Raw genomic sequence first — 26,199 nt, 5'->3', positions numbered from 1 at the left:
TCCCGAAAAGTGGGAACCGGAAGTCTTAGACCGGCTTCGCCGGCTTGCGCATCGCCGAATAGGTGAGCAGCGTCGAGGCGAGGTACAGAAGCAGGAAGACGACATTGAGCGACAGCACCAGGTTCGGCGTGTCGAGGATGGTCGTCAGCACATAGGTCAGCAACAGCGCCTTCAGTGCGGCAAGCAGGCCGAGATTGAGCGCCCGCACCAAGGTCTGGCCGCGTGCAAACAAAAGCTCGGCCTGGTATTCGACCAGATTGCGCAACCCCGGCACGCAGATCGCCAGCAGCACCAGCGGCGCGGCCTCGGCGACATTCTTGCCAAGCGCATTGGGGAAGAAGTGCAGCACGATGCCGAGCGCCAGCAGCGCCAGCGTCGAGACCGCGAACACGCCGCCTTCGATGCCGCTCTTGACCGCCAGCCGTGACAGCATTTCCGGCGCGCGCATCATGCGCTGCACCAGCATCATCGAGAAGGTTCGGATCGGAATGGCGGTCAAGTCGACCAGCCGCATGATGATGGCGTAGATACCGGCCAGATGCGGGCCGCCGATCGCCAGAACCAGCAGCTTGTCGAACTCCATCTGCAGGTAGAACAGCACTTCTGCACCGGCGACATAGATGGAATCGGCCAGCCGCCGGAGATACGGCTCGATGCGCAGCCGCAGCCGCTGTCGCGGATAGAACCAGCCGAATGCCAGTATCAAGGAGGCGGCATTGGAGCCGATGTAGAACCACGACCATATCCAGACGCTGTGTTGCGCGGAGAACATGAACAGCACCGCGCCGAGCGCCCGCAGCGCCGTCGCCAGGATGGCCAGCACCGCGGCGCGGCCGAATTTGCCCAGACCGTTGTTGACGATCAGCGCCACCTCCACCGGCCGCCACAACAGCGCTTCGGCAAAGACGATTGCCGCAAACACCGCCAGCGGCACGGTGCTGGCGAAGAAGATCAGATAGACGCCGAACGAGGCGGCCGCCAGGAGCGGCAACGACAGCAGGCCGAGCAGCAGGAAGCCGGCGGTGAAGGTGCCGATCAGACTGGGGCGGATAGTGGCGGTGCGGTAGAGTGCCGAGATGAAACCGAAGGCGAGGATGCGCGACAGCATGACGCCGGCCGCCGACGCCGTGGCGAACATGCCGAACTCGGAAATGGACAGCGTGTTGGCCAGCGCGATGAAATAGGCGAGTGAAAACACCAGTCGCCCACCGGCGCCGCTGATCGCCGAGAAATAGTCGCGAAGCAGCCCCCGTCGTTCGGCCAAAAAGCTGCCGATCCGGGCGAGGGGCCGCCTTTGCGGTATGTCACTGGCCTGCGTCATGTCTCAAACAGAGCCTAGGCCGGAAAGCTTAACGTGCCGTTCTGGAGCTTAAGGCTGTGTTGTTGGCAAGCGGCGGGCTTTTTGCCGGTCTATCCGCGCCCGCTGATCTGGCAAAATCGGTTTCGGACTTGATCGGCCCGGCCGTGAAGATTATCCGTCGCGTTTCTCCTCGTACTTCCGGTCGAGGATCCAAAGCGCGATCTCCCAGGCTCGGGCGCGGGTACCAGTGACCACGCATTGTCCCGCCCTTCAGCTTGATTAGACCAATCAGTTAATAGGCTGGTTCGACGCCTCCGTTGCGGCTCATCCAACGCTAGCGGCGCGGAATCAAGTTCCTAATTTCCGCTTTGAAAGTTTCATTTGTTAATAATTTAGGTATTGCTAATGCAAAGGAAGTCAAAAAGTCAGCGTCTCAATAAGCGGTTGTATTGAAAAGCCCTTCCGATATGCTTTGACCAACGCTTGGTCATCACGTTGGGGGGCACCCGCGACAGGTGAAAGGGGCGTAGTGGCATGCGTTAAGGGCACTCTGAAGAAGGGAACCGTGCATGCTTAGGAGATCTCTCGCATCGAGTATTGCGGCGCTTGCCGCGATCGTGCCGCCGGGCCCGGCGTTCGCCGCGACGGCGACCGGCAACATGACCGTTCGCATCACCATCCAGGCCGAATGCAAAGTTCAGACCGCCAGCGATTTGGATTTCGGCACGAGGGGCGTCATCGATGCCAATGTCGATCTGACCAGCACGATAGGCGTGCAATGCACGACCGGACAAACCTACAATGTCGGGTTGAGTGCCGGTGGCGGCGCCGGCGCGACCGTTACAACTCGCAAAATGACCGGCCCGGCGGCGGCGACAATCAGTTACGCGCTTTACCGGGACACGGCTCGCACACAAAATTGGGGTATTACGGTCGGCACCGACACAGTCGCGGGAACCGGCAACGGCAGTGTCCAGAACTTGACCGTTTACGGACGGGTGCCGCCGCAATCCACACCGGCGGCCGGCGTTTATACCGACACCGTCGCGATCACCGTTACCTACTGACAACAGCGAAGCGAGAACGACATGCGAACCATGCTTTCAAGCATTGGCGCGGCGGCCCTTGTTCTGCTGTGCGCCGGATTTTCACAAGCCGCCTCGCTGAGGGTAGCCCCGACCAATCTCGAACTGATTGCACCAGACAGTGCTGCGGTTCTCAACCTCCACAATGACGCGAAGCGGCCGATCAACGTACAAGTCCGCGTCTTCAGATGGACGCAGGTGGATGGCGTTGAACGGCTGGAGCCGACGTCGGACGTGGTGGCCAGCCCGCCTTCAACCAAACTCGGCCCCGACGCCGACTACGTGGTCCGGGTCCTGCGGGTCGGCAAGGCGCCGGTTCGAACCGAGGAAAGCTATCGCGTTGTCGTCGATGAGCTGCCGGACCCTTCGCGCCGACAGGCCGGGACCGTGACCCTGGTCCTGCGGTATTCGATCCCGGTCTTCTTCCGCAGTCCCGACGCTTCGACGCCGAACGTGTCGTTCAGTCTTTCGCGCGCCGGCGGTGGGCTGATCCTCAAGGCACGCAACGACGGTGATAGCCGACTGAGACTGTCAAACATCACTCTCAACCAGGGAGGTAAAAAACTAGCGAGCCGCAGCGGACTTGTTGGCTACGTTTTGGGTGGGGCATCAATGCAATGGCCGATCGGCAGCGGCAAATCGCTGTCCGGAAGCTCCGTGACGCTTAAGGCGCAGAGCGATTTTGGACCATTCGATGCCACAGTCGCCGTTCAGGGTCGCTAGCACGGCGGCTGCCGGCGTTCTTGTGATTTGCTCTTCGTCGCAGGTGAACTCGCAAGAGATTCCGGACGCACCGGCACAAGACATCTCCAATTCGGCTCGGCCCGCTGGGCGCGATCTCTATTTGGAAGTGTTCATCAACGACATTTCATCCAAGATGATCGGCAACTTCAAGGAACTGCCCGATGGCGGCCTTGCGGCCGCCCCAGGGGAACTGCAGGAGGTCGGCCTCAAACCACGCGAGGAGGCGATCGACGCCGATGGCCTCGCCAGGCTTGATCGCTTGCCGGGCATCTCCTTTCGCGTCGATGAGACGGCGCAGCGGCTTTATGTCACCACCACCAATGACGGTCGCGCCGCCCGCACGATCGATGTCGGCCCGGCCGAAAAGCAGGATCGGCTGAAGCCGCAATCGGACTACGGGGCCGTCCTCAACTATTCCCTCTTTGCAAGCTCCAACACGCTGTTCGATGATAACGTCGAGTTGTTTCAGGGCGTCTCCGGCGCCTTCGATGCACGCGCCTTCAGCCCGTACGGAACGCTGGCCCAGTCATTCATCACCGGTTATTCCGACGGCGAGCTCCAGGACTTCACCCGGCTGAACACCACCTGGAGTTATTCGGACCCTGACCGCATGGTCACCTACAGGGCGGGAGATTTCGTTTCCGGTGGCCTGTCATGGACCCGACCTGTTTTTCTCGGCGGCATCCAGGCACAGCGCAATTTTTCCCTTCGTTCGGATTTGGTCACCCTTCCACTCCCCTCGTTTGAAGGCACGGCAGCCGTGCCTTCGACCCTAGAGGTCTATACCCAAAACGTGCGCACCTACGCTGGCGACGTGGCGGCAGGGCCATTCCAGGTCATCAACGTGCCGGTGTTCACGGGAGCCGGAGAGGCACGCGTGGTGCTGCGAGACAGTCTTGGAAGGGAAACCACGGCAACGCTTCCGTTCTACGCATCCAGTATGCTCCTGCGACAGGGCCTGCTTGATTTTTCGGCCGAGGCCGGACTTCCGCGCCGAAATTTCGGCGTCGAATCCAACGACTACGACCAGCGCGTCATGGGCGTCGCCACCGCCCGCTACGGGCTTACCAACTGGCTGACGCTCGAGGGCCATTTCGAGGGCGGTCAAGAGCTGCTCAACGGGGGATTGGGTGTTGCCTTTCCGCTCGGACCGTATGGCGCTGCTTCGGTTGCGGTTGCGGGAAGCCACCACGACGGAGACACCGGCTCGTTGGTGAACGCGTCGCTGGAACTCACCTACGAGGGATGGTCGCTGTACGGCAGGGTTCAAAGGGCGTTCGGAGACTATGAGGACATCGCCTCGGTGACGGCCGAACCAGAATTCTCGGGACCGGATGGTCTTCCGATCTTCAGTCCCGGCGTTCCGCGTGCGATCGATCAGGTAACGCTGAGCGTGCCGATGCCGCTCGATCTGTCGAGTCTCAACCTTTCCTACACCCACCTGGAGGATGCCGAAGGCGAGCAGAGCCAGATTGTCGGGCTCTCCTACAGCCAGCAGATATTCAAGCGGAGCACGCTCTACGCTACGGCGTTCACTGATCTTGAGGATCGCAAAAGTTTTGGTGTTTTTGCCGGCGTTTCGATCCCCTTCGGCGAAGGTATCACCGCCTCCACGGGAGTAGAGCAAGGCCCCAATGGTGTGAACGTCGTGGCCGACGTCGCCAAGGCAGAGCGGCTTGAGAACGGAAGCATCGGCTGGCGTGCGCGGACATCGGAAGGAGACGTTCCCAACCGCTCGGCGGCGGTCAGCTATCGCGCTCCGTTCGCGCGCTTCGAGGCCGGCGTCCAGCAGTATGATCACGATGTTCGGGCGACGGCGCGGATGGATGGCGCAATCGCGGTGGCCGGCGGCAGCGTATTCGCAGCCAACCGGATCGACGACGCCTTTGCCGTCGTGGATGTTGGCACGCCGGGAGTGGAGGTTGAACGTCAGAACAGACCTGTCGGCAAGACCGACCGTCGTGGCCGTATTCTTGTGCCTGATCTCAATTCCTACGAACTGAACACGATTTCGATCGATCCGAAGAATCTGCCGGTCGACGCCGATGTTCCGGCCACTAGGGAAACGGTCGTGCCCGCCGACCGTAGCGGCGTGGTTGTGAAATTCGGAGTCTCGGAAACGCCGCGGGCCGCGCTGGTTACCATTGCGGACAAGGGCGGGGCGCCATTGCAAGCCGGCCTTTCCGGCAAGCTTGAGGGCAGCTCTGAAGACTTCTTCGTCGGTTATGACGGCCAAGCCTACATTCGCGGGCTGAGGGCGCACAACGCAATCGTCATCGATCTGAGTGACGGAAAGACCTGTCGCGCCGAGTTTCCTTACAAGCCAGTGCCGGGAAAACAGGTCGTGATCAACGATCTGAAATGCTTGTGAGACAAGGATCAACCATGCTTCGTGCCGTCGGTTTTGTCCTCTTCTTGGTGTTGCCCTCGCTGTCTTTTGCGCAAAGTTGCAGTTTCAGCAGTTCCAACCTGAATTTCGGAAGCGTCGACACCCTATCTGGCAGCCAGACTAACTCAACAGCTTCGATCAGCGTAGACTGCACCGGGATTGGCCTGCAGCGCATCCTGATCTGTCCCAATCTCGCTGAGGGCAGCGGCGGAGCAACGTCCGCTGCGGCGCGTCAGATGCTGAGCGGAGCCAATCCACTCAACTATCAGATCTATTCGGATTCGACGCGCAGCGTTATCTGGGGTTCGTACAGCTGGCCCTATGCCGCCCGTTCGCCGGCCTATGCCCTGACGCTGAACGCTCTGGGATCAGGATCGGGGGCAATTACCATCTACGGCGCTGTTCTGGGCGGACAGTCGACGGCTGTTCCCGGAAGCTATCTTTCGACGTTTTCCGGTGCGAACACACCGTTTCGTTATCGCTATAGTCTCGGCAGTGACTGTACGACGTCGGCGGGCACCGCAACCACCACCAATTTTACGGTGAACGCGTCCGTGGCAGCGAACTGTCTCGTCACGGTCCAGAACATCGACTTCGGCGCCAAAGGGGTGCTAAGCGCCAATGTCGACGCCACCGGCGGGGTTTCCGTCACCTGTACCTCGGGCACGGCCTACACCGTATCCCTCAATGGTGGCACCACAAATTCGGCCCCGACGGCGCGCAAAATGTCGAAGGGTGCCGAGACCGTTACCTATGGCCTCTACAAGGACACGGCACGCTCGCAACCATGGGGCGATGCGGCGACGCCCGGAAGCACGGTGCCCGGTACCGGAAACGGTCTCGTCCAAGCATTGACGGTGTATGGCCGGGTGCCGCCGCAGACGACGCCCTCGGCCGGCGTCTATACGGATACGGTGGTCGTGACGATCACATACTGATCGTTGGTTGCATGACGGCACGCCAAGATATCCAATTTTACTCACGCCCGCCTTCTGGGAAGAGAATACGCCAGCCGACCTCTGACTTCGCAGCGGGACAGCATTCTGGGTGGCCTGGCTTAACGGCCCCTTAACCATACCAGTGCCAAGTTCCAAACCAACGAGTCCATGGCCAAACGAACTGCCCAGTTCGCCTATTTCTGCCCATTTGACGCCAAAAGAAGTTCCCACTTCGCGGAATTCTGGGCTTGTAAGTTTAGCGTGGGCTAACGAATGGCCAATCGCCGTTCGCAGGTCGCCAAGGGAAAGTTCCGGACGATGGTCGACAGGGAAAACCGCGAAGACTGGAAGCGCGAGCGCTCGTTGCTGGCGCTAGGCCAGGCTGTGCGCGGCGACGAACCCGACGCGTCCCTGGTCTCGATCGGGGACCGGGCAGACCCGTCATGGCGCGAGGATGCCGCCACGCGTCATCGTCTCGCCCGTTCACAACGCGAAACGCGGACGAACCTGAAGCTGTCGGATCCGGCCGCAACGGACGGGTATCAGGCTGGCTATGAGACGGCCTCGTCGGTGACCCCTGCGCAAACCACGCCACGGACACAATCGGCGGAAACCGCGGGCGCCTATAGCCCCGATCCTGCATCCGAACCTTATCGTTCAGGCAATGCGCCGGCATCCCACAACGACGGCGCCGACAGCCAGCAGTGGAAGCCGCTGATCGATCCGATGCAGGTCGTCCGTGGTGTTGGCAAGTCGAAGGCGCTGATCGTGACGACGACGATACTGGGTGCCGCCCTCGGCATTGCCATCGCTCTGTCGACGCCGAAGAAATACGAAGCCACCACCGAACTGATCGTCGATCCGCGCGACCTGAAGCTCACCGATCGCGACCTCACCCAGTCGGTCGTCGCTTCCGACGCGACGCTGGCCATCGTCGAAAACCAGGTCCGGGTGCTGACATCAGGCACTGTTCTCAACAAGGTCGTCGACAAGCTCAATCTCGTCAACGACCCGGAATTCAATGGGCAGGGCAGCGGCGGCCTCGGCGTCATGTCGCTCATCCGCTCCGTCCTGTCACGCAATGACGGGCCAGGTGGTGTCGACGACACCCGTCGCCGGGCGCTTGCCGTCGGCAATCTGGCCGAGAGCCTTTCGGTGGAACGCGGCGGCAAGACCTTCGTCATCACCGTCAGCGCCACCACGCAGAATGGCGAGAAATCGGCACTGATCGCCAACACGATGACGGATGTCTTCCTGCAGACTTTCGGCCAGATCCAGTCGGATACCGCAGGCCGCGCCACCGACGAACTGACGGCCAGGCTGGACGAACTGCGCAAGGGCGTCGAGGCGGCCGAGCGCAAGGTCGAGGATTTCAGGGCCTCGCACGACCTTGTCGACGCGCAGGGCCACCTCATCAGCGACGACGAGATGCTGAAGCTCAACGAGCAGCTATCGGTTGCCCGCGCCCGCACGCTGGAACTGAATGCCCGGGCCGCTTCGGCGCGTTCGGTCGACGTCAACTCTGTTCTCACCGGCACCTTGCCGGAGGAGATCAACTCCAACACGATGAGCGATCTGCGTTCGCAATATGCGTCGCTCAAGCAGGAGGCTGATCGCGCCGCCATCCGGTTCGGCCCGCGCCACCCCGAACTCCAGGCGCTCAATGCCCAGCTTGCCGGTGCACGCGACCGCATCGCAGCCGAGCTGCGCCGCATCGGCTCGTCGCTGCAGGTCGACCTCAAGCGCGCGGTCCAGCTCGAACAGGATCTCGCCTCTCGTCTGGCGCAGCTCAAGGTTCGCAGCGGCGACGTCAACGGCGATCTGGTGTCGATGCGCGAACTGGAGCGCGAGGCTACCGCCAAGCGTTCCGTCTACGAACAGTACCTGCTGCGCGCCAAGGAGACCGGCGAGCAGAAGGACATCAACACCGCCAACATCAACGTGATCTCGAAGGCCTTCGCGCCGCTCGAGGCGAACGGGCCGTCGCGGGTCGTGGTGGCGCTTGCCGGCCTGTTGCTGGGCTTTGCCTCCGGCATTGGCCTCGGCGCCATGCGTGGCGCCTATGAGAGCCTGCGTGACACCGCCAATTCGCGCTCGCGCCGCGACCGCGGCGCGGACCAGCGCCGGACGCCCTACGAGGACAAGCCATATCGGGCAGCACCCCCGCCGGCGCCGCAACCACCTGCTCCGCAACCATCGACACCACCACCTGCGCCGCCACCGCCCGTAACACCACCGCCTGTCCAGCAGACCGAGATCACGCCGGACGAAGGCCCCGGCAGAGTCAGCGCGCTGCTGTCGAGGCTGCGCAAGGCCGTGTCCCGCAAGCCGTCCCCGGAAGAGCCCTTCGATACCGAGTGGGTCTCCGCTGAAAACGGGAAGCCAACGCAAGATCCGGCGTACTCCCCCTATCCCCAGTCGGCGCCGGCCTTTACGCCTCGGCAGCAGGTCGCGGCGGCCTACCCGCCGCCGCCGCCCGTCCGGTCCGGTAATCCTGTTCCCTATGCCCAGCAGATGGCGCAGCCGCCTCAGCCTGCGCACATGGTGCCGCCGCGAGCGTATTCGGGCCCGCAACTCTATCCCTACGCGCAGCCTTTGGCCTACACGCAGCAGCCGGGCTACCCGCAGTCCATGTCGGCCCCCAATGCCGGGCAGCTGCCCTATCCGCCTCAGCCTGCTTCCGCGCTCTATCCGCAACATCCCACCTCGCCGCAGCAGGAGACCCAGCCTCGCGAGCCATCTGTGGAGGCGCGGCAGGCCGAGCAGGACGTCGAACCGCAAGCGCCAATCGAGGAAATCCGCGCCAGCCTGCGCGAATTCCGCGAAGCGGTCCGCGAACTCACCGAGAGCCGAGCGCGCCGCCGGTACTTCTGAGCCACAAAATTCTTCGCGCTGTCGTACAAAAACATGCCGGTTTCGCGTAAACGGCATGGGACGGCGCTTTGGCGGGATTGCGTGTTGGAATTTTCGTGAAGATGCCACGCTGTGAAAGATCAAAAAGCGCGTCGCTTCCGGAAGCGGCGCGCTTGGGCATTTTGGTGTTGAGGGTGGTCCATGGCCGAAGTGATTGATGGTAAGAGCGTTGCCGAAGACGTTGTGCGGACGGTCAAGACCCTGACGGCCGAACTTGTCGCCAAAGGCAAGGCCAAACCCGGTCTTGCCGTGGTCATCGTCGGCGAGGATCCGGCGAGCCAAGTCTATGTCGCCTCCAAATCGCGCACCGCCAAGGAATGCGGCTTTCATTCCGTGCAGCACACGCTGCCGGCCGAAACCTCCGAACCGGCATTGCTGAACATCATCGGCGACCTCAACGCCGATCCGGCCATCAACGGCATCCTGGTGCAGCTTCCGCTGCCGGCCCATATCGACGCCGGCAAGATCATCCAGACCATCGCGCCGGAAAAGGATGTCGACGGCTTCCATTTCATCAATGTCGGCAAGCTCGGCACCGGTGAACTCGAGACTGCCTTCGTGCCCTGCACGCCGGCCGGCTCGATGCTTCTGATCGAGCGGGTGCGCGGCAAGGATTTGTCCGGCCTCAATGCCGTCGTCGTCGGCCGCTCCAACATCGTCGGCAAGCCGATGGCCAACCTCTTGCTTGCCGCCAACTGCACCGTCACAGTCGCCCACAGCCGCACCAAAGACCTGCCGGCACTTGCCCGCACCGCAGACATTCTTGTCGCCGCCGTCGGCCGGCCGGAGATGATCAGGGGCGATTGGGTGAAGCCCGGCGCCACCGTCATCGATGTCGGCATCAATCGCATTCCCGCACCCGAAAAGGGCGAGGGCAAGTCGCGCCTCGTCGGCGACGTCGCCTATGCCGAAGCGGCCAAGGCCGCCGGCGCCATCACGCCGGTGCCCGGCGGCGTCGGGCCGATGACCATTGCCATGCTGATGGCCAATACGTTAGCCTCGGCCTACCTTGCGGCCGGATTGAAACGGCCGTCCTTCTGACCCGCCAGAAAGCCGCAACTTTGCCGAACCCCAGTGTTCCCTCAGAACGGCCGGTCATGACTGATCCCGTTCAAGGCGGCAGGCAGTTCGCTTTCCTGCTGGTCGACAAGTTCTCCATGTTCTCGCTGGCCGCGGCGATCGATACGTTCCGGTCGGCGAACCGGTTGCTCGGCCGCGACTTCTACGGCTGGACCACGGTGTCGGCCGACGGCGATCCGGTGATGGCCTCCAATGGCCTGCCGCTCAAGATCGACTACGCCGTCGCCGACCTGCCGCCGGTCGATATCCTCTTCGTTTCCGTCGGGCTGACGACGGAATTTCCCGGCAAGAGCAAGGTGCTGGCGGCGCTGCGCAGCTGGGGCCGGCGCGGCAATGCGCTGGGTGCCTTGTCGGTCGGCTCCTACCTGCTTGCCGAGGCCGGCCAGCTCGAAGGCTATCGCTGCACCATCCATTGGGAAAACCGCGCCGGCTTCGTCGAGCGCTTCCCCGACATCAACTGCACGGGCAATGTCTTCGAGATCGATCGCAAGCGCTACACCTGCGCCGGCGGCACCACCTCGATCGACCTGATGCTGGAGATCGTGCGCGGCGATTTCGGCTCGAACCTCGCCAATGGCGTCGCCAACCAGTTTCAGCACGAACGCATCCGCTCGGCCGGAGACCGCCAGCGTGTCGGCCCGGAACGCGACCTGACCGGCAAGTCGGAGAAGCTCAGGCGCATTGTCGAACTGATGGCCGACCACCTCGACGAGCCGCTGTCGGCGGTGCAGCTGGCAAAATCCGCCGGCCTGTCGGTGCGCCAGGTGGAGCGCCTGTTCCTGCGCCATCTCAGCGTCACGCCCGGCCGTTATTATATGCGGCTGCGGCTGGAACGGGCGCGCGAACTGCTGCGCCAGACCAACATGCCGATCCTCGACGTGGCGATCGCGACCGGCTTCACCTCGCATTCTTACTTTGCCCAGAGCTACCGGCTGCAATTCGGCAGGCCGCCCTCGGAAGAGCGCCGCACGACCTACTGAGCGGGTTTTCGCTCCGTTGAAAAGTTTGGCATTCGGCCCCGGCGCACCGGGCCAGGGCAACGAACCCGGGTTAACGGGTTCCCTCCCAGCCTTCGCCGGCGCATTGGCTGACGGAGCATCAAACGAAAAACCCGCCTGTGCGGCGGGTCGCTGGCGCAAATCAGCACCATGGACGAACATGTACCACAGCTGAGGTCACGGAATCAAGAAAAAATTCCTATCCGGCACAAAAGCTGCCAACACCGCCGAACTGGCTGTCGTCAGGTCCTTTGTCAACCTGAGTTCGGAGCCCTACGCATAGGTGCGCGGGCTTGTGTCCCGGCGCGGCGTCAAATAGCTTTGCCGCCCGGATCAGGGCGGATTTGAGGAGATATCGATGGCGGGACTTGCACGGAGCGTCGCTGCGGCGATCCTCCTTTTGTCGATGACGACATTCGGCTTTGCCGCGAACAAGGTCATCGTCATTCTCGATGCCTCCGGCTCGATGTGGGCCCAGATCGACGGCAAGCCCAAGCTCGAAATCGCCCGCGAGTCGCTGCGAACCGTGCTTCAATCGGTCCCCACCGACGACGAAATCGGCTTCATGGCCTATGGCCATCGCGAAAAGGGCAGCTGCGACGATATCCAGTTGATCGTGCCGCCACAGGCAGGTTCGGCAAGTGCCATTTCGGCCGCCGCCGACAGCCTGAAATTCCTCGGCAAGACGCCACTGACCTCTGCCGTCAAGCAAGCAGCCGAGGCGTTGAAATACACCGAGGACAAGGCCACCGTCGTGCTGATCACCGATGGTCTCGAAACATGCGGTGGCGACCCCTGCGCGCTTGGCAAGGAGCTTGAGGCATCCGGCGTCGACTTCACCGCCGATGTCGTCGGCTTCGGCCTCACCGCCGACGAAGGCAAGCAGATCGCCTGCCTCGCCGACAACACCGGCGGCAAATACATCCAGGCCTCCGACGAGAAGGCGTTGCAGGAGGCGCTTGTCGAGACCGTGGCGGCACCAGCGCCGGCACCCGCTCCAGAACCGGCTCCCGCTCCTGCGCCCGCACCGGAACCGGCCAAGCCTGAATTCAATTTCCAGCCGACGGTGGTGATGGCCGAAGGTGGCGAGCCTATCACCGACGGCAACGCCTGGGAGATCTACAAGGCGGACGCCGATGGCTCGCGTGGCGGTTCCGTCACCACCGAATATGGCACCTACAATGGCAATCTCGAACCGGGCGACTACATCGTCGTCGCACGCGACGACGAGGCCAAGGTGGAGCAGAAGGTCAAGATCGAGGCCGGTCAGGTCTACAAGCCGCTGTTCACCTTGAACGCGGGCACCATGCTCATTCATCCGCGGCCGAGCCAGGGCGCCGACATCAGTGACGCGGCCAGCCTCAATTTCGCTTATCCGGGCGGCAGCACCACCCACTATGGCGACACCAAAATCATCGTGCCGGCGGGCGAACAGAAGGTCACGGTCCAGATTGGCGCCGGCAGCGTCACCGAAACCATCCAGCTCGCCGCCGGGCAGAAGATCGAGAAGGACGTCATCGTTGGTGTCGGCCATGTCATGCTCAACGCCGTCTATATCGCCGGCGGTGACAAGGCCGACAGTCCCGGCCTCGGTTTCGAGATCGTCAAGGCGAAGAAGAAAATCGATGGCACGCGTGACAGCGTCGAGCATTCCTATGGACCGGACAGCAAGTTCTGGCTGCCGCCGGACGATTATGTCGCGCTGACCACGCTTGACCTGGCGGTCGTCGAGCAGCCGTTCAGCATCAAGGTCGGTGATGTCATGGATATCAAGGTGCCGCTCGATGCCGGCGTTCTGGCCATGTCGGCCCCCGGTGCCTACTCGATCGAGATCCTGTCGCCGAAAAAGGACATTGAGGGCAAGCGCAAGGCGCTTGGCCTGAACTATGGCGATACCTGGCAGCAGACCGTTCCGGCCGGCGACTATGTGGTTGTCCGACACATGTCCGATGCGGGGCATGAGAAGGAAATGCCGGTGACGGTCAAGGCCGGCGAACGGAGCGAAATCACCGTTACGCCGTGACCGCCATTTGACCGGCAGCAAAAAAGGGCGGCCATGAGCCGAGGCCATGAGCCGCCCTTTTTCATGGACAGGATGGTGATTCCGTCAAGCCGTGCCGAAGGCGCTGGCGCCATGGTCGGCGCGGCCGACCAATTGCCGGAAGCCGGCAAACAGCTCACGGCCGAAACCGAATTCATTGCCGATCAGGTCGGCATCGGCCGTCCGGCGCAGTGCAAAGTCCCCGGCCGGCACCAGCACCTCGAGTGTCCCGGCCTCGGCGTCGAGCCGGATGATGTCGCCTTCGTGGATCCTGGCGATCGGCCCGTCCTCGACTGCTTCCGGCGTCACATGGATCGCCGCCGGCACCTTGCCGGAGGCTCCAGACATGCGCCCGTCGGTGACCAGCGCCACGCGCTGGCCGCGATCCTGCAGGATGCCGAGCACGGTAGTCAGCTTGTGCAGTTCCGGCATGCCGTTGGCCTTCGGCCCCTGGAAGCGGATGACGGCGATGAAATCGCCGGTCAGCGTGCCGGTCTTAAACGCCTCGTTCAGCCCTTGCTGGCTGTCGAAAACCTTGGCCGGCGCCTCGATGATGCGCCGCTCCGGCTTCACCGCGGAAGTCTTGATGACGGCGTGGCCGAGATTGCCCGACAGCACTTTAAGACCGCCGGTCGCCTGGAACGCCTTGCTGAACGGCGCCAGCACTTTCTCGTCGCCGCTTTGGCGTGGCGAGGCTTCGCGCACGACGCTGCCGTCGGCACCGAGCTTTGCTTCGACCGCATAGGGCCGCAGGCCTTCGCCCCAGACCGTCTGCACATCCTCATGCAGGATGCCTTCGTCGAGCAGTTCGCGGATCAGGAAGCCGAGCCCGCCTGCGGCGTGGAAATGGTTCACGTCGGCGAGACCGTTGGGATAGACCCGCGCCAGCAGCGGCACCGCTTCCGAAAGGTCGGAAATATCCTGCCAGGTGATGGCGATGCCGGCCGCCGCCGCCATGGCGATCAGGTGGATGGTGTGATTGGTCGAGCCGCCGGTGGCATGCAGGCCGACGACACCGTTGACGATCGAGCGCTCGTCGATCATCCGGCCGACCGGCGTATAGGCATTGCCGAGCGCGGTGATCGCCAGCGCCCGCTTCGTCGCCTCGCGCGTCAAGGCCTCGCGCAGCGGCGTGCCTGGATTGACGAAGGAAGCGCCCGGCGTGTGCAGGCCCATGATCTCCATCAGCATCTGGTTGGAATTCGCCGTGCCGTAGAAGGTGCAGGTACCCGGCCCATGGTAGGACTTGGACTCGGCCTCCAGCAGTTCGGCGCGTCCGGCCTTGCCCTCAGCATAGAGCTGGCGGACCTTGGCCTTTTCGTCGTTCGGCAGGCCGGTGGTCATCGGTCCGGCCGGAATGAACACCGCCGGCAGATGGCCGAAGGTGAGGGCGGCGATCACCAGCCCCGGCACGATCTTGTCGCAGACGCCGAGATAGACGGCGGCGTCGAACATGTTGTGCGACAGGCCGATCGCCGCGGCCATGGCGATGACGTCGCGCGAAAACAGCGACAGCTCCATGCCGGGCTGGCCTTGCGTCACGCCATCGCACATCGCCGGCACGCCGCCGGCCACCTGCGCGATGCCGCCGGCTTCGCGCGCCGCGTCCTTGATCAGCGCCGGAAAAGTCTCGAAGGGCTGATGCGCCGACAGCATGTCGTTATAGGAGGTGATGATGCCGAGGTTTGGGACCTTATCCGCACCCAGCGCCAGCTTTTCCGAGGGGCTGCACACCGCAAAGCCGTGGGCGAGATTGCCGCACGACAGCACGGCCCGGTTGGCGGTGCGGTTCGACGCCTCGGCTATGCGGCTAAGATACCGCTCCCGGCCTGGCTTTGAACGCTCGCGGATGCGCTCGGTGATGGCTTCGATGTCGCGTCTGGCGGTCATGGTGTCGGTCCTTTCAGGCGAGGTCCCGGAACACAATCCGGCTGTCCGCCGGGACCCTCAGCAAGTTCAAATCAGGGAGCCCAGAAAACCTCTACGGGCTTCTGCGCGGCGTCGAGCACGGCGCGGATTGGTTTCCGCGGTCCGGATGCCATCGCGCCGTCGAAGGCGGTGCGCTTGTCCTCGCCTTCAATGTGCACCGCGATGAAGCCGGCATCGACGATGCGCGCCAGCGACAGGGTCAGCCGCGGCTCTCCCGCACTCAACGCATGAACCGGCAGCACGATCCTGTCGCAGGACGGATCGAGCAATTTTTCCAGGTCGTCGGCATCGGGAAAGAACGAGGCGGTGTGGCCGTCCGGCCCCATGCCGAGCACGACGACGTCGAGCGGCCAGGGCAGTGACTGGAGCGCCGCGTTGTCGGAGGAAGCCGCATCCTCGATGCTGGTGGCCTCGTGATAGAGCGGCACGAAACGCGCCGCCTTGGCCGCGTTCTGCAAGAGATTGGCGGCCACCAGCCCGGCGTTGGAACGTGGCGAGGAGGCCGGCACGAAGCGCTCGTCGACCAGCGTCACGATCACCTTATCCCAGGCAATCGGTATCGCCGAAAGGGCGGAGAAGAATTTTGCCGGCGTGGTGCCGCCGGAGACGGCGAGCAGCCCCGTGCCGCGCTCGGCGATTGCCTTGGTCAGGCGGCCGGCGACATGTCCGGCAAGGGCAGCCGCCAATTCCTGGCGCCCGGCGAAGCCGTTCCAGCTGTAAGCGGCGCTGTTCAATTGCTCTCGTGCCATGTCCGCCCGTCACGTTCGATCAGTGCGATGGAGGCCGAGGGTCCCCAGGTGCCTGCCGTATAGCCCTGCGCCTCTTGTCTGGCGCTTTCCCAGGCGTTCTGGATCGGGTCGATCCATTTCCACGCCGCCTCGACTTCGTCGCGGCGCATGAACAGCGTCTGGTTGCCACGGATGACATCCATGATCAGCCGCTCATAGGCGTCCGGCGCGCGGCCATCGAAGGATTGTGCGAAACTCATGTCGAGCGAGATCTGGCGCAGCCGCATGCCGCCCGGACCCGGATCCTTGATCATGATGAACTGCTTGACGCCTTCGTCCGGCTGCAGCCGGATGACCAGCTGGTTGGCGAAGATCGGACCGGCGCTGTCGCCGAAGATCGAATGCGGGATCGGCTTGAATTCGATGACGATTTCCGAAACCCGGGTTGCCAGCCGCTTGCCGGTCCTGAGGTAGAACGGAACGCCCGCCCAGCGCCAGGTGCCGATCTCGGCCTTGATGGCGACGAAGGTCTCGGTGTTGCTGTCGTGGGAAAGCTCCTCGACATAGCCCTTTACAGCTCCGCCGGACGAGGCACCGGCGCGGTACTGCCCACGCACGGTCTGCTTCGGCGCCTCGTTGCCGTTGATGCGCTTCAGCGCCCGCAGCACCTTCAGCTTCTCGTCGCGCACCGCGTCGGCATCCATCGACGACGGCGCTTCCATGGCGACGAGGCACAACAGCTGCAGCATATGGTTCTGCACCATGTCGCGCAGCGCACCGGCCTTGTCGTAATAGGTGACGCGGTCTTCCAGTCCCACGGTCTCGGCCACGGTGATCTGCACGTGGTCGATATGGGCGGAGTTCCACAGCGGCTCGTAGAGCGCGTTGGCAAAGCGCAGCGCCATCAGGTTCTGCACCGTCTCCTTGCCGAGATAGTGATCGATGCGGAAGATCTGGCTTTCGTGGAAATCGTCGCCGACCAGATCGTTTAGCGCTCGCGCCGAGGCAAGGTCGCGGCCGATCGGCTTTTCCAGCACGATGCGGGAGTTCGGCGTGACCAGATTGTACTCTTTCAGCTTGTGCGAGATATCCCCGAACAGCGCCGGCGCCACCGCCAGGTAGAAGGCACGGATACGGTCGCTGTCGCCTATCGCCTTCTTCAGTTTGTCGAATCCGGCGCCGGTCGTTGCATCGGCCGAGACGTAGGATAGCCTCGCCAGGAAGGTCTTCAGTTCCTTGGCGTCGATATCGGCCGGTTTGACGTGCTCGGAGATCGCTTGGCTGGCGAAGGCCTGGAATTCCTCGTCGCTCATTTTCGAGCGCGACGTGCCGATGATGCGCGTCGGCTCGGAGAACTGATGGTCGCGCTGGCGATAGTAGAGCGACGGCAGAAGCTTGCGCTCGGACAGATCGCCGGTGCCGCCGAAAATGATGAAGTCGAAAGGGTCGACGGGGATGATCTGGCTGGTCATGGTCTGTCCGCTCTGACGCCGGTCGCTGTGACGCGGCTGATATAATCTAATCGATTTAAATTTTCCAGTGCCATGGTGTCACATCTGGGTGTATGCGCCTGCCCCTTGACAGTCCGATGACCTGGAGGCTTGTCGACAGGCGCGGCTCCGGAAGCCTTCGCAGTTGCAGCATAGAGCGGGATCGAGGCGAAAGCCAAAGGAGAAATCGGCGATGGCCGCACATCTTTCAGCCATGCTGTTCAGTAGCCGCGGCATTGCGTGGATGTGCATTATTGGCGTGCCGGTCGATCGTCACCAATCATGAGCGGGAAAAACATGCGTCTGGAAAACAAGGTTGCTGTCATCACCGGTGCTGCGTCGGGGTTTGGCGAGGGCATCGCCAGGCGCTTTGCCGAGGAGGGCGCCAGGGTCGTCGTCGCCGATCTCAATGCCAAGGGGGCGGAGCGCGTCGCCGGCGAGATCGGTGAAGCGGCGATCTGGACCCAGACAGATGTTTCGCTGCGCTCCGAATTCGACGAGATGGTCTATGCCGCCAAAAGCGCCTTCGGCCGCATTGACATCATGGTCAACAATGCCGGCTACACCCACCGTAACGGCGACATGCTCGATGTCGACGAGGAAACCTTCGACCTGATCACATCAGTCAACATGAAGGCGATCTATCACGCGGCGCTTGCCGTGGTGCCGATCATGGAGCGGCAAGGCGGCGGCGTCATCCTGACCACGGCCTCCACCGCGGGTCTGCGGCCGCGGCCCGGCCTCACTTGGTACAATGCGTCGAAGGGCTGGGCGATCACCGCCACTAAGTCGATGGCGGTGGAACTGGCGCCGAAGAACATCCGCGTCAACTGCCTCTGCCCCGTTGCCGGCGAGACCGGCATGCTGGAGAAATTCATGGGCGCCGACACACCCGAAATCCGTGAGAAGTTCCGGGCATCGATCCCGCTCGGGCGGCTTTCGACGCCACTCGACATCGCCAACGCCGCACTCTGGCTGGCCTCTGACGAAGCCGCCTTCATCACCGGTGTGGCGCTGGAGGTCGACGGCGGCCGTTGCATCTGAAAGCCTGGTGTATGTGGCCCGAAAGTGGCCCCGGTTTTGGGAGAATGACATGCACCAGAACAACGGACATGCCCCGCGCGGAGCGGTGGGGCGTCAGGCGCCGGTCTTGATGTAGCTCTTGTAGACCCAGCCGGTCTTGCCGTTGTAGGTGATCTGGCACCATTGCGTGCAGTTCATCACCTGCACCGAGGTTCTGGCGGGCACCGTGCCGATGGCGGCGGCATTCTTCTTCGGGCCGCTCCGCATGGTCACGGCCCTCAGGATGCGCCCCGTTCCGGCGGCTGCGACCTTCCCAGGCTTCGCCTTGGCCTGGCTGCCGTCGCCTTCTGTTGCCGCTGGCTGCTGAGCCGGCACTGGCGGCTTCACCGCGGGGATGGCGGCGGTTTGTGCGCCATCGGGATGGCTGCCCGCCGCCGCGGAGGGCGCGGCAACCTTGGCAAGTTCAGCGGTGGCATCGGTATCGGCTGCCGGCTGCGCGAATGCCGCCGCCGGCTTGTCCGGTGCCTGTTCAGCCTGGTTCGCAACCTGGCTCGGAGCAGTCGAGTCGGAAGCGGATGCAGCCTTCGGCTGCGAACCGGTCCAGCGCGGATCATTGGCCGCGAGCGCTTGTACGTTGGCTTCCGCGGCCGTGACGGTCGGTGAAACCGTGTCGGACTTGCGCGCCTGGGGCACGGCTGCCGCGGCGACCGCGGCCCCCACCGGGGCTATTTTCGTCGTCTTCACCGGAATGGTTGGAATGGTCTGCTCGGAGCTCGCTGCCGCTTGCCTGTCGCTGGCCGGCAATGTCAGCCATAACGCCACGGCGGCGACGCCAAGCAGTGCGGCGGTGCCGATCGCGGCGATCACCAGATGCGAGTTCGAACGGACCTCCTGCCAGAAGGACGGCCGCATGTCGTATCCGAACTGCATGGCAAAGCGCCGACGTTCCGGCGTACCGAAACTGAAGGGCTCTCTCACTCTTGCCACCTCCATAAGCGGGCCGATGTTCTTTCGATCGAATGCCAAGAATCTGGCGCCAGATCTGCATCGGTCCCAAGAAACCAAAGCGGGAAAGCCCGCGGAATTCCCCGTCAGTCGCCCACAACCGGCATCTTTTGCCGGCGATTGTGGCATCACTACGCCTTCCCACCCGATTCTGCACCTTTGCCGGGGATTCCGCAATGTGCCGCCACGGCAACAAATATTACAGGAATATTACATGAATTCAGAGCGATCCTATCCAGCCCGGAGCGCAATGGCATTCAGCTTCGTCAGAGATCACGCTTCAGCCGACAGATGGAACCGGTCCCGATTCCATTGGAACGGAGAAGGCGCTAGATCCTGTCGCGCAGAGCAAACCAGTTGAGCGCCAGGAACAGCAGCGGCGTGCGGAAGCGCCGGCCGCCGGGGAACGGCGGGATTTTCAGGTCCTCGATCAGCTTTAGCCGGTCGCGGTTGCCGCCAACGGTTTCGGCATAGAGCTTGCCAAAGAAGTTCGACAGCATGACGCCGTGGCCGGAATAGCCGCCGGCGGAGATGACATTGGGCATCACTTCGCGCACGAACGGCTTTCTCGGAACCGTGATGCCGACATAGCCGCCCCAGCCATGCGTGATCTCGACATCCCTGAGCGTTGGGTAGAGTTCCGCGATCTGGCGGCGGATATGGATGTGGATATCCTTCGGATCGTTGACGCCATAGATCTCGCGCCCGCCAAACAGCAGCCGCCCGTCTTTCGATCTGCGGAAATAGCGCACGACGAAGCGGGAATCGTCGACCGCCTCGCCGCCTGGCAACACGTTCGAGTCCGCTCCCAGAGGAACGGTTGCGCCGATGAACGACCCGATCGGCATGATGTGCGCCGCACTCACCGGCTCGAGTGTGCCGCCATGGGCGTTGACCGCGATCAGGCACTTCTGCGCTGTCACCGTGCCTCTCGGCGTCGAAACCTTGACCTTGCCGCCACTGGAAATGATGCCGGTCGATGGCGTCCCCTCGAACAACTGGGCGCCGGCAAGCGCCGCCACCCGCGCCGTACCGATCACCAGCTTCATCGGGTGGATGTGGCCAGTGCCGGTGTCGCGCGTCCCGCCAAAATAGGCGGTCGATCCCAGCCGCTCCGCCGTCTCCCTGGCATCCATGAACGAGATATGCGGGTAGGAAAAACGGCTCGCCATGATCTCGGCATGCGCCTTGTAACCGTCGACATAGCGCGGCTTGTGCGCCACCGAGAGCTGGCCCGGCATATAGTCGATGTCGATCTGGTTGGCAGCAGCGAATTCGAGGAGATGGGCCTTCGCCTCTTCGGCGAGATCGAACAGCGCCTTGGCCCGGGAAAAACCGTACTCGGCCTCCAGATCCTCCAGCCACGAACGCTGGCCGGTGCCAAGTTGGCCACCATTGCGCCCGGAAGCGCCATCACCGAAGCGATGCGCCTCGATCAGCACGACATTGGTGCCAGCCTTGGCCAGATGCGCTGCCGCCGACAAACCGGTAAAGCCGCCGCCGATGATAACGACGTCGCAAGTCCGGTCGCCATCGAGGCTTGGGTATTCGGGTCTTGGTCCGGCGCTGTCCTCATACCAGGAGCGGCCGGGAGAAATTGGGGATTGGTAGGCCATGATGCGGTGAAGACTCGGAGATTTGGAAGGGAGTGAGAAAGCGAATAGCGAGTAGGGAGTAGCGAATAGGGAGAATTGAGGAGTGAGGGTTGATCGAGACTTGTGTCGCCTGTCTCATCATTTCTATTCGCTATTCGCTATTCGCTATTCGCTATTCGCTATTCGCTATTCGCTATTCGCTATTCCTCTAAACATTCAGCAGCAGATACTCCCGCTCCCACGGGCTGATCACTTCCATGAACGTCTCGAATTCCGCGCGCTTAATGGCCGCATAGGTCGCGGCGAAGGACTTGCCCAGATGCGCGCAGAGTTCCTCGTCGCCCTCGAACAGGTCGACGGCTTCGAGCAGGCCGCGTGGCAGGTCGATCTCGTCCGCGTTGGCGGTGGTCAGGACGGGAGGCTCGGCCTTGACCTTGTTGGTTATGCCGATCAGCCCGCAGGCAAGCGATGCCGCCAGCGCCAGATAGGGGTTGGCGTCAGAGGAGGGGATGCGGTTTTCGACGCGCCGTGCCGCCGGATCCGAACGTGGCACACGAAACGCCGTGGTGCGGTTGTCGTAGCCCCATTTGTTGTTGACCGGCGCCGACGCCGCCTGTGTCAGCCGGCGGTAGGAATTGACATAGGGCGCGAACATCACCAGCGCGTTCGGCACATGCTTCTGCATGCCGCCGATGAAGTGGAAAAAATCGTCGGTTTCCGAACCGTCGGCGGCCGAAAAGATGTTCTGTCCGGTCTTCTTGTCGATGATCGACTGATGGATATGCATGGCGGAGCCAGGCTGCCCCTGGATGGGCTTGGCCATGAAGGTGGCATAGATCTCGTGCTTCAGCGCCGCCTCGCGAATGGTGCGCTTGAACATGAACACTTGGTCAGCCAGTTCGATCGGGTCGCCATGGCGCAGATTGATCTCCAACTGGCCGGCACCCTCCTCATGGATCAGCGTATCGATCTCCAGGCCCTGGCTTTCGGAGAAATGGTAGATGTCGTCGATCAGTTCGTCGAATTCGTTGACGCCGGCGATCGAATAACCGGCGCCGCCGCCGATCGCGCGTCCGGACCGGCCGACCGGCGGGGTCAGCGGATAGTCCGGATCGGGGTTCTTGCGCACGAGATAGAATTCGATCTCGGGCGCCACCACCGGCTTCAGGCCGAGCTTGTCATAGGCGGCAACCACGCGCTTCAGCACGTTGCGCGGCGTGAACTCGACCGAGCGGCCATCCTGGTGGACGAGGTCGCAGATGACCGCGGCCGTCGGGTCTTCTTCCCAGGGCACTACCGTCAGTGTCGACAGATCCGGCATCAGTTTGAGGTCGCCGTCGTCTTCCGGGTAATGGAAGCCGTTGCCATCCTCGGGGTAGCCGCCGGAAATCGTCGTCATGAACACAGCCGACGGCAGTGCCAGCGAGGTGTTGGAGGTGAATTTCTTCGATGGCATCATCTTGCCGCGCGCGACGCCAGCCTGATCAGGCGTGATGCACTCGATGTCCTCGATGCCGCGCCATTCCAGCCAGGCGCTGACTTCCTTCCAGTTCTTGACGCCCCGTTGGTTTTTCACGAAGGCAGGCGTGCGGGCACGTCCTCCGCGGCTCGACGGACGGACTTCCTTTTTTGCAGGCGGCATCATTCACCAGATTGGGTTGCGGATTGTGGAGTATAGCCGTGCCCTCCCATGGAAGGGAAGGGGAGCCGCGTCGGGCTTTGGCTGACACGGTTGAAAATCACGCCGATCGGCTTAGTTTCGGCCTTCAATCCCAATCGAGAAATTGCATGAGGTACGACGGCAAACTGACGACGATCGGCTTCGACGCCGACGACACACTCTGGCAGAACGAGCAGTTCTTCCGCCTGACGGAGAAGCGCTTTGCCGCCATGCTTGCCGATCATGCCGAAGCGGAGCACATCTCGGCACGATTGCTGGAAGCCGAAAGGCGCAACCTTGCCGTCTATGGCTTCGGCATCAAGGGATTTACCCTGTCGATGATCGAAACGGCAATCGAGGTCACGCAAGGTCGCGTGCCTGCGGCGGTCATATCGGAGATCCTCGATGCCGGCCGCGAGATGCTGAGCCATCCGATCGAGGTCTTGCCGCATGCGCGCGAGACGGTCGAGAAGCTTGCCGGCGCATTCCGCCTTGTGCTGATCACCAAGGGCGACCTCTTCGACCAGGAGCGCAAGCTGGCCGGGTCGGGCCTGGGCGAATTGTTCGACGCGATCGAGATCGTCAGCGACAAGAATGCCGCCACCTATGGCAGGATCTTCAGCCGGCATGGCGATGGTCCGGCAAAAAGCATGATGGTCGGCAATTCGCTGAAGTCGGATGTGGTGCCGGCCATCGAGGCCGGCGGTTGGGGTGTCCATGTGCCGCATGAACTGACCTGGGTGCTCGAGCATGTCGAGGCCCCGGTGGCCGAATCGAGATTCCGCCAGATATCCGATCTCGGACAACTGCCGGAACTGGTAGAAAGCATCGTGAACGCAGGCTGATCCCAGGAAACCGCCTACGCTCTAGCGGCCGACCAAGCGATCAATCACCGGTTGCAGCCGTTCGGGCGTGATCGGCTTGGCGACCACCACGTCGATGATGTCAGACAGGCCCAGGCTTTCCGTAGTGCCATTCTTGGTCGAAAGCAGGATCACTGGTGGCAGCGATTTGCCCGAGGCGCGCCGCAACGCGCCGATGCTGGACATCAGATTGTCGCAGTCCTTGTTGTCGGCGCCGCCGTCAAGGACAACCGCGCCGGGAATGAGGGACCGCAAGATCCTTGCCGCGGTGTCGGGAGATTCTGAGATTGGCTTGAGCCCGGATCGCTCGACGATCTTCGAAATCACCACGCGATTGATTGACGACTTGCCGACGACAAGCACCTGCGACGGATCACGGATCGCCTCGGTGCTTGCGTCGCGGGCCACCCAATTCAGATGTCTTGGAGTCTCGTCTTCACGATTCACTGGGCACACAAGTCGACCAAGAAGCTCGCCCCTATTTCAATGCAGAGTTGAATCTGGCGAGCAATTGGCGTGAGATCGTGGTCCATGTCAAGTTGAAATAAAAGACCCCAAAATCATGCTTGGAGCAGTGAATTTCAAGCAACGCTACTGTACTGAACTGTCCATAGTGCGTTTCATAAAAAGAAAATTCACCTGCGCAGAAACGCGCAGGTGAAGAGGACGGTTGCACGGATTGCGATCAGCCGTGGCCCTGCTGCGTGACGATCACCGGGATCAGCAGATCGCCCCAGTTGCCGTCGCCGCCGTGATGGCGTGCCGAGCGCACGAGCTCCACCGAGACGCCTGCCTCGACCGCCTTCATCACCGACTGGTTGAGGCGGTGCAGATCGTTGGCCAGCATGCGGATCGTCGCTTGCTGGTCGACGCTCATCGTCGTGGACTGTTCCTCGGCGCGTTCCTTGACACGGCTTATCGATGCCATTGCTCTTCTCCTTGTGTCCCAAGCCCTGTCGGGCGTTTCCTCTGCGTTCTTCTGTTCGCTATTCGGCGGCCGGCTTGAACTGCGCGTGCTCGGTCGATTCATGCATGGCGGTGGTCGACGACTGGCCGCCGGTGATCGCCATCGACACGGCGTCGAAATAGCCGGTGCCGACCTCGCGCTGGTGCTTGGTCGCGGTGTAGCCGTTGGCCTCGGCCGCGAACTCCGCTTCCTGCAACTCGGAATAGGCCGCCATCTGCCGTGCCTTGTAGCCGCGAGCCAGTTCGAACATGCCGTAATTGAGCTGGTGGAAGCCGGCGAGCGTGATGAACTGGAACTTGTAGCCCATGGCGCCGAGTTCCTTCTGGAACCTGGCAATCGTCGCGTCGTCGAGGTTCTTCTTCCAGTTGAACGATGGCGAGCAATTGTAGGCGAGCAGCTTGTCGGGGCGATGCTTGCGCACGCCCTCGGCGAATTTCTTGGCCTGCGCCAGGTCCGGCTTCGAGGTCTCGCACCAGATCAGGTCCGCGTAAGGCGCATAGGCGATGGCGCGGGCGATGCAGGGCTCGATGCCGTTCCTAACGTGATAGAAGCCCTCCACGGTGCGCCCGGCGCCGTAGTCGACGAAGGGGTGGTCGCGTTCGTCGATGTCGGAGGTGAGCAGCCTGGCGGCTTCCGCGTCGGTGCGCGCGACGACCAGGGTCGGCGTGCCCATCACGTCCGCAGCCAGGCGTGCGGCGTTGAGGTTGCGGATGTGCGCTGCGGTCGGGATCAGCACCTTGCCGCCAAGATGGCCGCACTTCTTTTCCGACGCCAGCTGGTCCTCATAGTGGACGCCGGCGGCGCCCGCCTCGATGAATGCCTTCATGATCTCGAAGGCGTTGAGCGGTCCGCCGAATCCGGCTTCCGCGTCGGCGACGATCGGCGCGAACCAGGTCTCGACCGAAAGCCCGTTGCCCTCGGACGTCTCGATCTGGTCGGCGCGCTGCAGCGTGCGGTTGATGCGCTTGACCAGTTCAGGCGCCGCATTGGCCGGATAGAGCGACTGGTCCGGATACATCGCCGAAGCGGTGTTGGCGTCGGCGGCAACCTGCCAGCCCGACAGGTAGATCGCCTTTAGTCCGGCGCGCACCTGCTGCATCGCCTGGTTGCCGGACATGGCGCCGAGCGCGTTGACGAAGTCCTCCTCGTGGATGAGTTTCCACAGCCGGTTGGCGCCCATTTCGGCAAGGCTCTGGCGGATCTGCACCGAACCGCGCAGCCGCTTCACATCTTCCGCGGAATAGGGCCGTTCGATACCGTCGAAGCGACCTTCCGGCGCCGATGGGACGAGGTTGTAAAAATCAGTCATTGGTCACTCCGAAGGATTGCTGCACTCGTGTCCGGGCATCAACCATCTGTGCTCCGGAATATGACTGAATTTACATTCCGGCGCGAAATGAGCCAGAAAAATCAAGGAAATCGGTGAAATATAACGGAAAATCTGTGTTGCG

20 protein-coding genes are annotated in these 26,199 nt (G+C 62.6%); 10 read left to right on the top strand and 10 right to left on the bottom strand.

Annotated features, from left to right (window positions below; genetic code table 11):
- Positions 1-25: 25 nt before the first annotated feature.
- Positions 26-1,321, bottom strand: coding sequence for a lipopolysaccharide biosynthesis protein (locus NKG99_RS16910; protein ID WP_352869663.1), 1,296 nt, complete (start codon positions 1,319-1,321; stop codon positions 26-28).
- A gap of 548 nt (positions 1,322-1,869) precedes the next feature.
- Here NKG99_RS16910 and NKG99_RS16905 point away from each other — a divergent pair.
- The 8 genes from NKG99_RS16905 to NKG99_RS16870 all read left to right on the top strand — a co-directional run bounded on the left by NKG99_RS16905 (position 1,870) and on the right by NKG99_RS16870 (position 13,470).
- Positions 1,870-2,367 (top strand): Csu type fimbrial protein, encoded by a 498-nt coding sequence (locus NKG99_RS16905; RefSeq protein WP_352869661.1) that lies wholly within the window; start codon positions 1,870-1,872, stop codon positions 2,365-2,367.
- A gap of 21 nt (positions 2,368-2,388) precedes the next feature.
- The gene (locus tag NKG99_RS16900; protein WP_352869659.1) at positions 2,389-3,108 is read left to right on the top strand and encodes a fimbrial biogenesis chaperone; all 720 of its coding nucleotides are present in this window, start codon (positions 2,389-2,391) and stop codon (positions 3,106-3,108) included.
- On the top strand, positions 3,080-5,500 hold the full coding sequence (locus NKG99_RS16895; RefSeq protein WP_352869657.1) for a fimbria/pilus outer membrane usher protein: 2,421 nt from the start codon (positions 3,080-3,082) through the stop codon (positions 5,498-5,500). Before NKG99_RS16900 ends, NKG99_RS16895 begins: the two co-directional genes overlap by 29 nt.
- 14 nt (positions 5,501-5,514) lie before the next feature.
- On the top strand, positions 5,515-6,456 hold the full coding sequence (locus tag NKG99_RS16890; RefSeq protein WP_352869655.1) for a Csu type fimbrial protein: 942 nt from the start codon (positions 5,515-5,517) through the stop codon (positions 6,454-6,456).
- Between the two features lie 318 nt (positions 6,457-6,774).
- Positions 6,775-9,330, top strand: a complete 2,556-nt coding sequence (locus NKG99_RS16885; RefSeq protein ID WP_352869712.1) for a GumC family protein — start codon at positions 6,775-6,777, stop codon at positions 9,328-9,330.
- 180 nt (positions 9,331-9,510) lie between these two features.
- On the top strand, positions 9,511-10,410 hold the full coding sequence (gene folD / locus NKG99_RS16880; RefSeq protein ID WP_352869653.1) for a bifunctional methylenetetrahydrofolate dehydrogenase/methenyltetrahydrofolate cyclohydrolase FolD: 900 nt from the start codon (positions 9,511-9,513) through the stop codon (positions 10,408-10,410).
- A gap of 56 nt (positions 10,411-10,466) precedes the next feature.
- The gene (locus NKG99_RS16875; RefSeq protein WP_013530232.1) at positions 10,467-11,429 is read left to right on the top strand and encodes a GlxA family transcriptional regulator; all 963 of its coding nucleotides are present in this window, start codon (positions 10,467-10,469) and stop codon (positions 11,427-11,429) included.
- 376 nt (positions 11,430-11,805) lie between these two features.
- On the top strand, positions 11,806-13,470 hold the full coding sequence (locus NKG99_RS16870) for a vWA domain-containing protein (RefSeq protein WP_352869651.1): 1,665 nt from the start codon (positions 11,806-11,808) through the stop codon (positions 13,468-13,470).
- Between the two features lie 84 nt (positions 13,471-13,554).
- Here the strand turns inward: NKG99_RS16870 and edd are convergent, their stop codons facing one another.
- The 3 genes from edd to zwf form a co-directional block, all read right to left on the bottom strand.
- Positions 13,555-15,378, bottom strand: coding sequence for a phosphogluconate dehydratase (gene edd, locus NKG99_RS16865; protein WP_352869649.1), 1,824 nt, complete (start codon positions 15,376-15,378; stop codon positions 13,555-13,557).
- 71 nt (positions 15,379-15,449) lie between these two features.
- Positions 15,450-16,166 (bottom strand): 6-phosphogluconolactonase, encoded by a 717-nt coding sequence (pgl, locus tag NKG99_RS16860; RefSeq protein ID WP_352869647.1) that lies wholly within the window; start codon positions 16,164-16,166, stop codon positions 15,450-15,452.
- Positions 16,148-17,617, bottom strand: coding sequence for a glucose-6-phosphate dehydrogenase (zwf, locus tag NKG99_RS16855; protein WP_352869646.1), 1,470 nt, complete (start codon positions 17,615-17,617; stop codon positions 16,148-16,150). The genes pgl and zwf overlap by 19 nt, the downstream gene beginning before the upstream one ends.
- A gap of 315 nt (positions 17,618-17,932) precedes the next feature.
- Here zwf and NKG99_RS16850 point away from each other — a divergent pair, with 315 nt between their 5' ends.
- Positions 17,933-18,679, top strand: coding sequence for an SDR family oxidoreductase (locus NKG99_RS16850; RefSeq protein WP_352869710.1), 747 nt, complete (start codon positions 17,933-17,935; stop codon positions 18,677-18,679).
- Positions 18,680-18,772: 93 nt separating this feature from the next.
- Here NKG99_RS16850 and NKG99_RS16845 read toward each other — a convergent pair whose 3' ends face one another.
- From NKG99_RS16845 to NKG99_RS16835, 3 genes are all read right to left on the bottom strand, one after another.
- Positions 18,773-19,636: an SH3 domain-containing protein gene (locus tag NKG99_RS16845; protein ID WP_352869644.1), complete on the bottom strand. Its 864-nt coding sequence runs from the start codon at positions 19,634-19,636 to the stop codon at positions 18,773-18,775.
- 356 nt (positions 19,637-19,992) lie between these two features.
- Entirely contained in the window at positions 19,993-21,279 is a 1,287-nt protein-coding gene (locus NKG99_RS16840) for an NAD(P)/FAD-dependent oxidoreductase (protein ID WP_352869642.1), read from the bottom strand.
- A 187-nt stretch (positions 21,280-21,466) separates the two neighbouring features.
- Positions 21,467-22,903: a glutamine synthetase family protein gene (locus NKG99_RS16835; protein WP_352869640.1), complete on the bottom strand. Its 1,437-nt coding sequence runs from the start codon at positions 22,901-22,903 to the stop codon at positions 21,467-21,469.
- A gap of 143 nt (positions 22,904-23,046) precedes the next feature.
- On the opposite strand from NKG99_RS16835, the gene NKG99_RS16830 reads away from it, so the two are divergent.
- Positions 23,047-23,763 carry an HAD family hydrolase gene (locus NKG99_RS16830; protein WP_352869638.1) on the top strand — a complete coding sequence of 239 codons (717 nt, stop codon included), beginning with the start codon at positions 23,047-23,049 and terminating at the stop codon, positions 23,761-23,763.
- Between the two features lie 21 nt (positions 23,764-23,784).
- Here NKG99_RS16830 and NKG99_RS16825 read toward each other — a convergent pair whose 3' ends face one another.
- From NKG99_RS16825 to aceA, 3 genes are all read right to left on the bottom strand, one after another.
- Positions 23,785-24,189, bottom strand: a complete 405-nt coding sequence (locus NKG99_RS16825; RefSeq protein WP_502913077.1) for a response regulator — start codon at positions 24,187-24,189, stop codon at positions 23,785-23,787.
- A 277-nt stretch (positions 24,190-24,466) separates the two neighbouring features.
- The gene (locus tag NKG99_RS16820; RefSeq protein WP_352629639.1) at positions 24,467-24,709 is read right to left on the bottom strand and encodes an SMc00767 family acetate metabolism repressor; all 243 of its coding nucleotides are present in this window, start codon (positions 24,707-24,709) and stop codon (positions 24,467-24,469) included.
- Positions 24,710-24,767: 58 nt separating this feature from the next.
- Entirely contained in the window at positions 24,768-26,057 is a 1,290-nt protein-coding gene (gene aceA, locus NKG99_RS16815) for an isocitrate lyase (protein ID WP_352869636.1), read from the bottom strand.
- Positions 26,058-26,199: the final 142 nt, after the last annotated feature.

Origin of the sequence: Mesorhizobium sp. M1409 (assembly GCF_040317535.1) — a bacterium.
In the GTDB taxonomy this organism is placed as follows: Bacteria; Pseudomonadota; Alphaproteobacteria; order Rhizobiales; family Rhizobiaceae; genus Mesorhizobium.
The sequence above is the reverse complement of the archived record's forward strand: the minus strand, read 5'-3'. Positions and strand labels throughout refer to the sequence as shown.

Excerpts from the sequence above, each read along its gene's own strand:
- NKG99_RS16910 (WP_352869663.1), bottom strand. The coding sequence starts at position 1,321 with ATGACGCAGGCCAGTGACATACCGCAAAGGCGGCCCCTCGCCCGGATC.
- NKG99_RS16905 (WP_352869661.1), top strand. The coding sequence starts at position 1,870 with ATGCTTAGGAGATCTCTCGCATCGAGTATTGCGGCGCTTGCCGCGATC.
- NKG99_RS16900 (WP_352869659.1), top strand. The coding sequence starts at position 2,389 with ATGCGAACCATGCTTTCAAGCATTGGCGCGGCGGCCCTTGTTCTGCTG.
- NKG99_RS16895 (WP_352869657.1), top strand. The coding sequence starts at position 3,080 with ATGCCACAGTCGCCGTTCAGGGTCGCTAGCACGGCGGCTGCCGGCGTT.
- NKG99_RS16890 (WP_352869655.1), top strand. The coding sequence starts at position 5,515 with ATGCTTCGTGCCGTCGGTTTTGTCCTCTTCTTGGTGTTGCCCTCGCTG.
- NKG99_RS16885 (WP_352869712.1), top strand. The coding sequence starts at position 6,775 with ATGGTCGACAGGGAAAACCGCGAAGACTGGAAGCGCGAGCGCTCGTTG.
- folD (WP_352869653.1), top strand. The coding sequence starts at position 9,511 with ATGGCCGAAGTGATTGATGGTAAGAGCGTTGCCGAAGACGTTGTGCGG.
- NKG99_RS16875 (WP_013530232.1), top strand. The coding sequence starts at position 10,467 with ATGACTGATCCCGTTCAAGGCGGCAGGCAGTTCGCTTTCCTGCTGGTC.
- NKG99_RS16870 (WP_352869651.1), top strand. The coding sequence starts at position 11,806 with ATGGCGGGACTTGCACGGAGCGTCGCTGCGGCGATCCTCCTTTTGTCG.
- edd (WP_352869649.1), bottom strand. The coding sequence starts at position 15,378 with ATGACCGCCAGACGCGACATCGAAGCCATCACCGAGCGCATCCGCGAG.
- pgl (WP_352869647.1), bottom strand. The coding sequence starts at position 16,166 with ATGGCACGAGAGCAATTGAACAGCGCCGCTTACAGCTGGAACGGCTTC.
- zwf (WP_352869646.1), bottom strand. The coding sequence starts at position 17,617 with ATGACCAGCCAGATCATCCCCGTCGACCCTTTCGACTTCATCATTTTC.
- NKG99_RS16850 (WP_352869710.1), top strand. The coding sequence starts at position 17,933 with ATGCGTCTGGAAAACAAGGTTGCTGTCATCACCGGTGCTGCGTCGGGG.
- NKG99_RS16840 (WP_352869642.1), bottom strand. The coding sequence starts at position 21,279 with ATGGCCTACCAATCCCCAATTTCTCCCGGCCGCTCCTGGTATGAGGAC.
- NKG99_RS16835 (WP_352869640.1), bottom strand. The coding sequence starts at position 22,903 with ATGATGCCGCCTGCAAAAAAGGAAGTCCGTCCGTCGAGCCGCGGAGGA.
- NKG99_RS16830 (WP_352869638.1), top strand. The coding sequence starts at position 23,047 with ATGAGGTACGACGGCAAACTGACGACGATCGGCTTCGACGCCGACGAC.
- NKG99_RS16820 (WP_352629639.1), bottom strand. The coding sequence starts at position 24,709 with ATGGCATCGATAAGCCGTGTCAAGGAACGCGCCGAGGAACAGTCCACG.
- aceA (WP_352869636.1), bottom strand. The coding sequence starts at position 26,057 with ATGACTGATTTTTACAACCTCGTCCCATCGGCGCCGGAAGGTCGCTTC.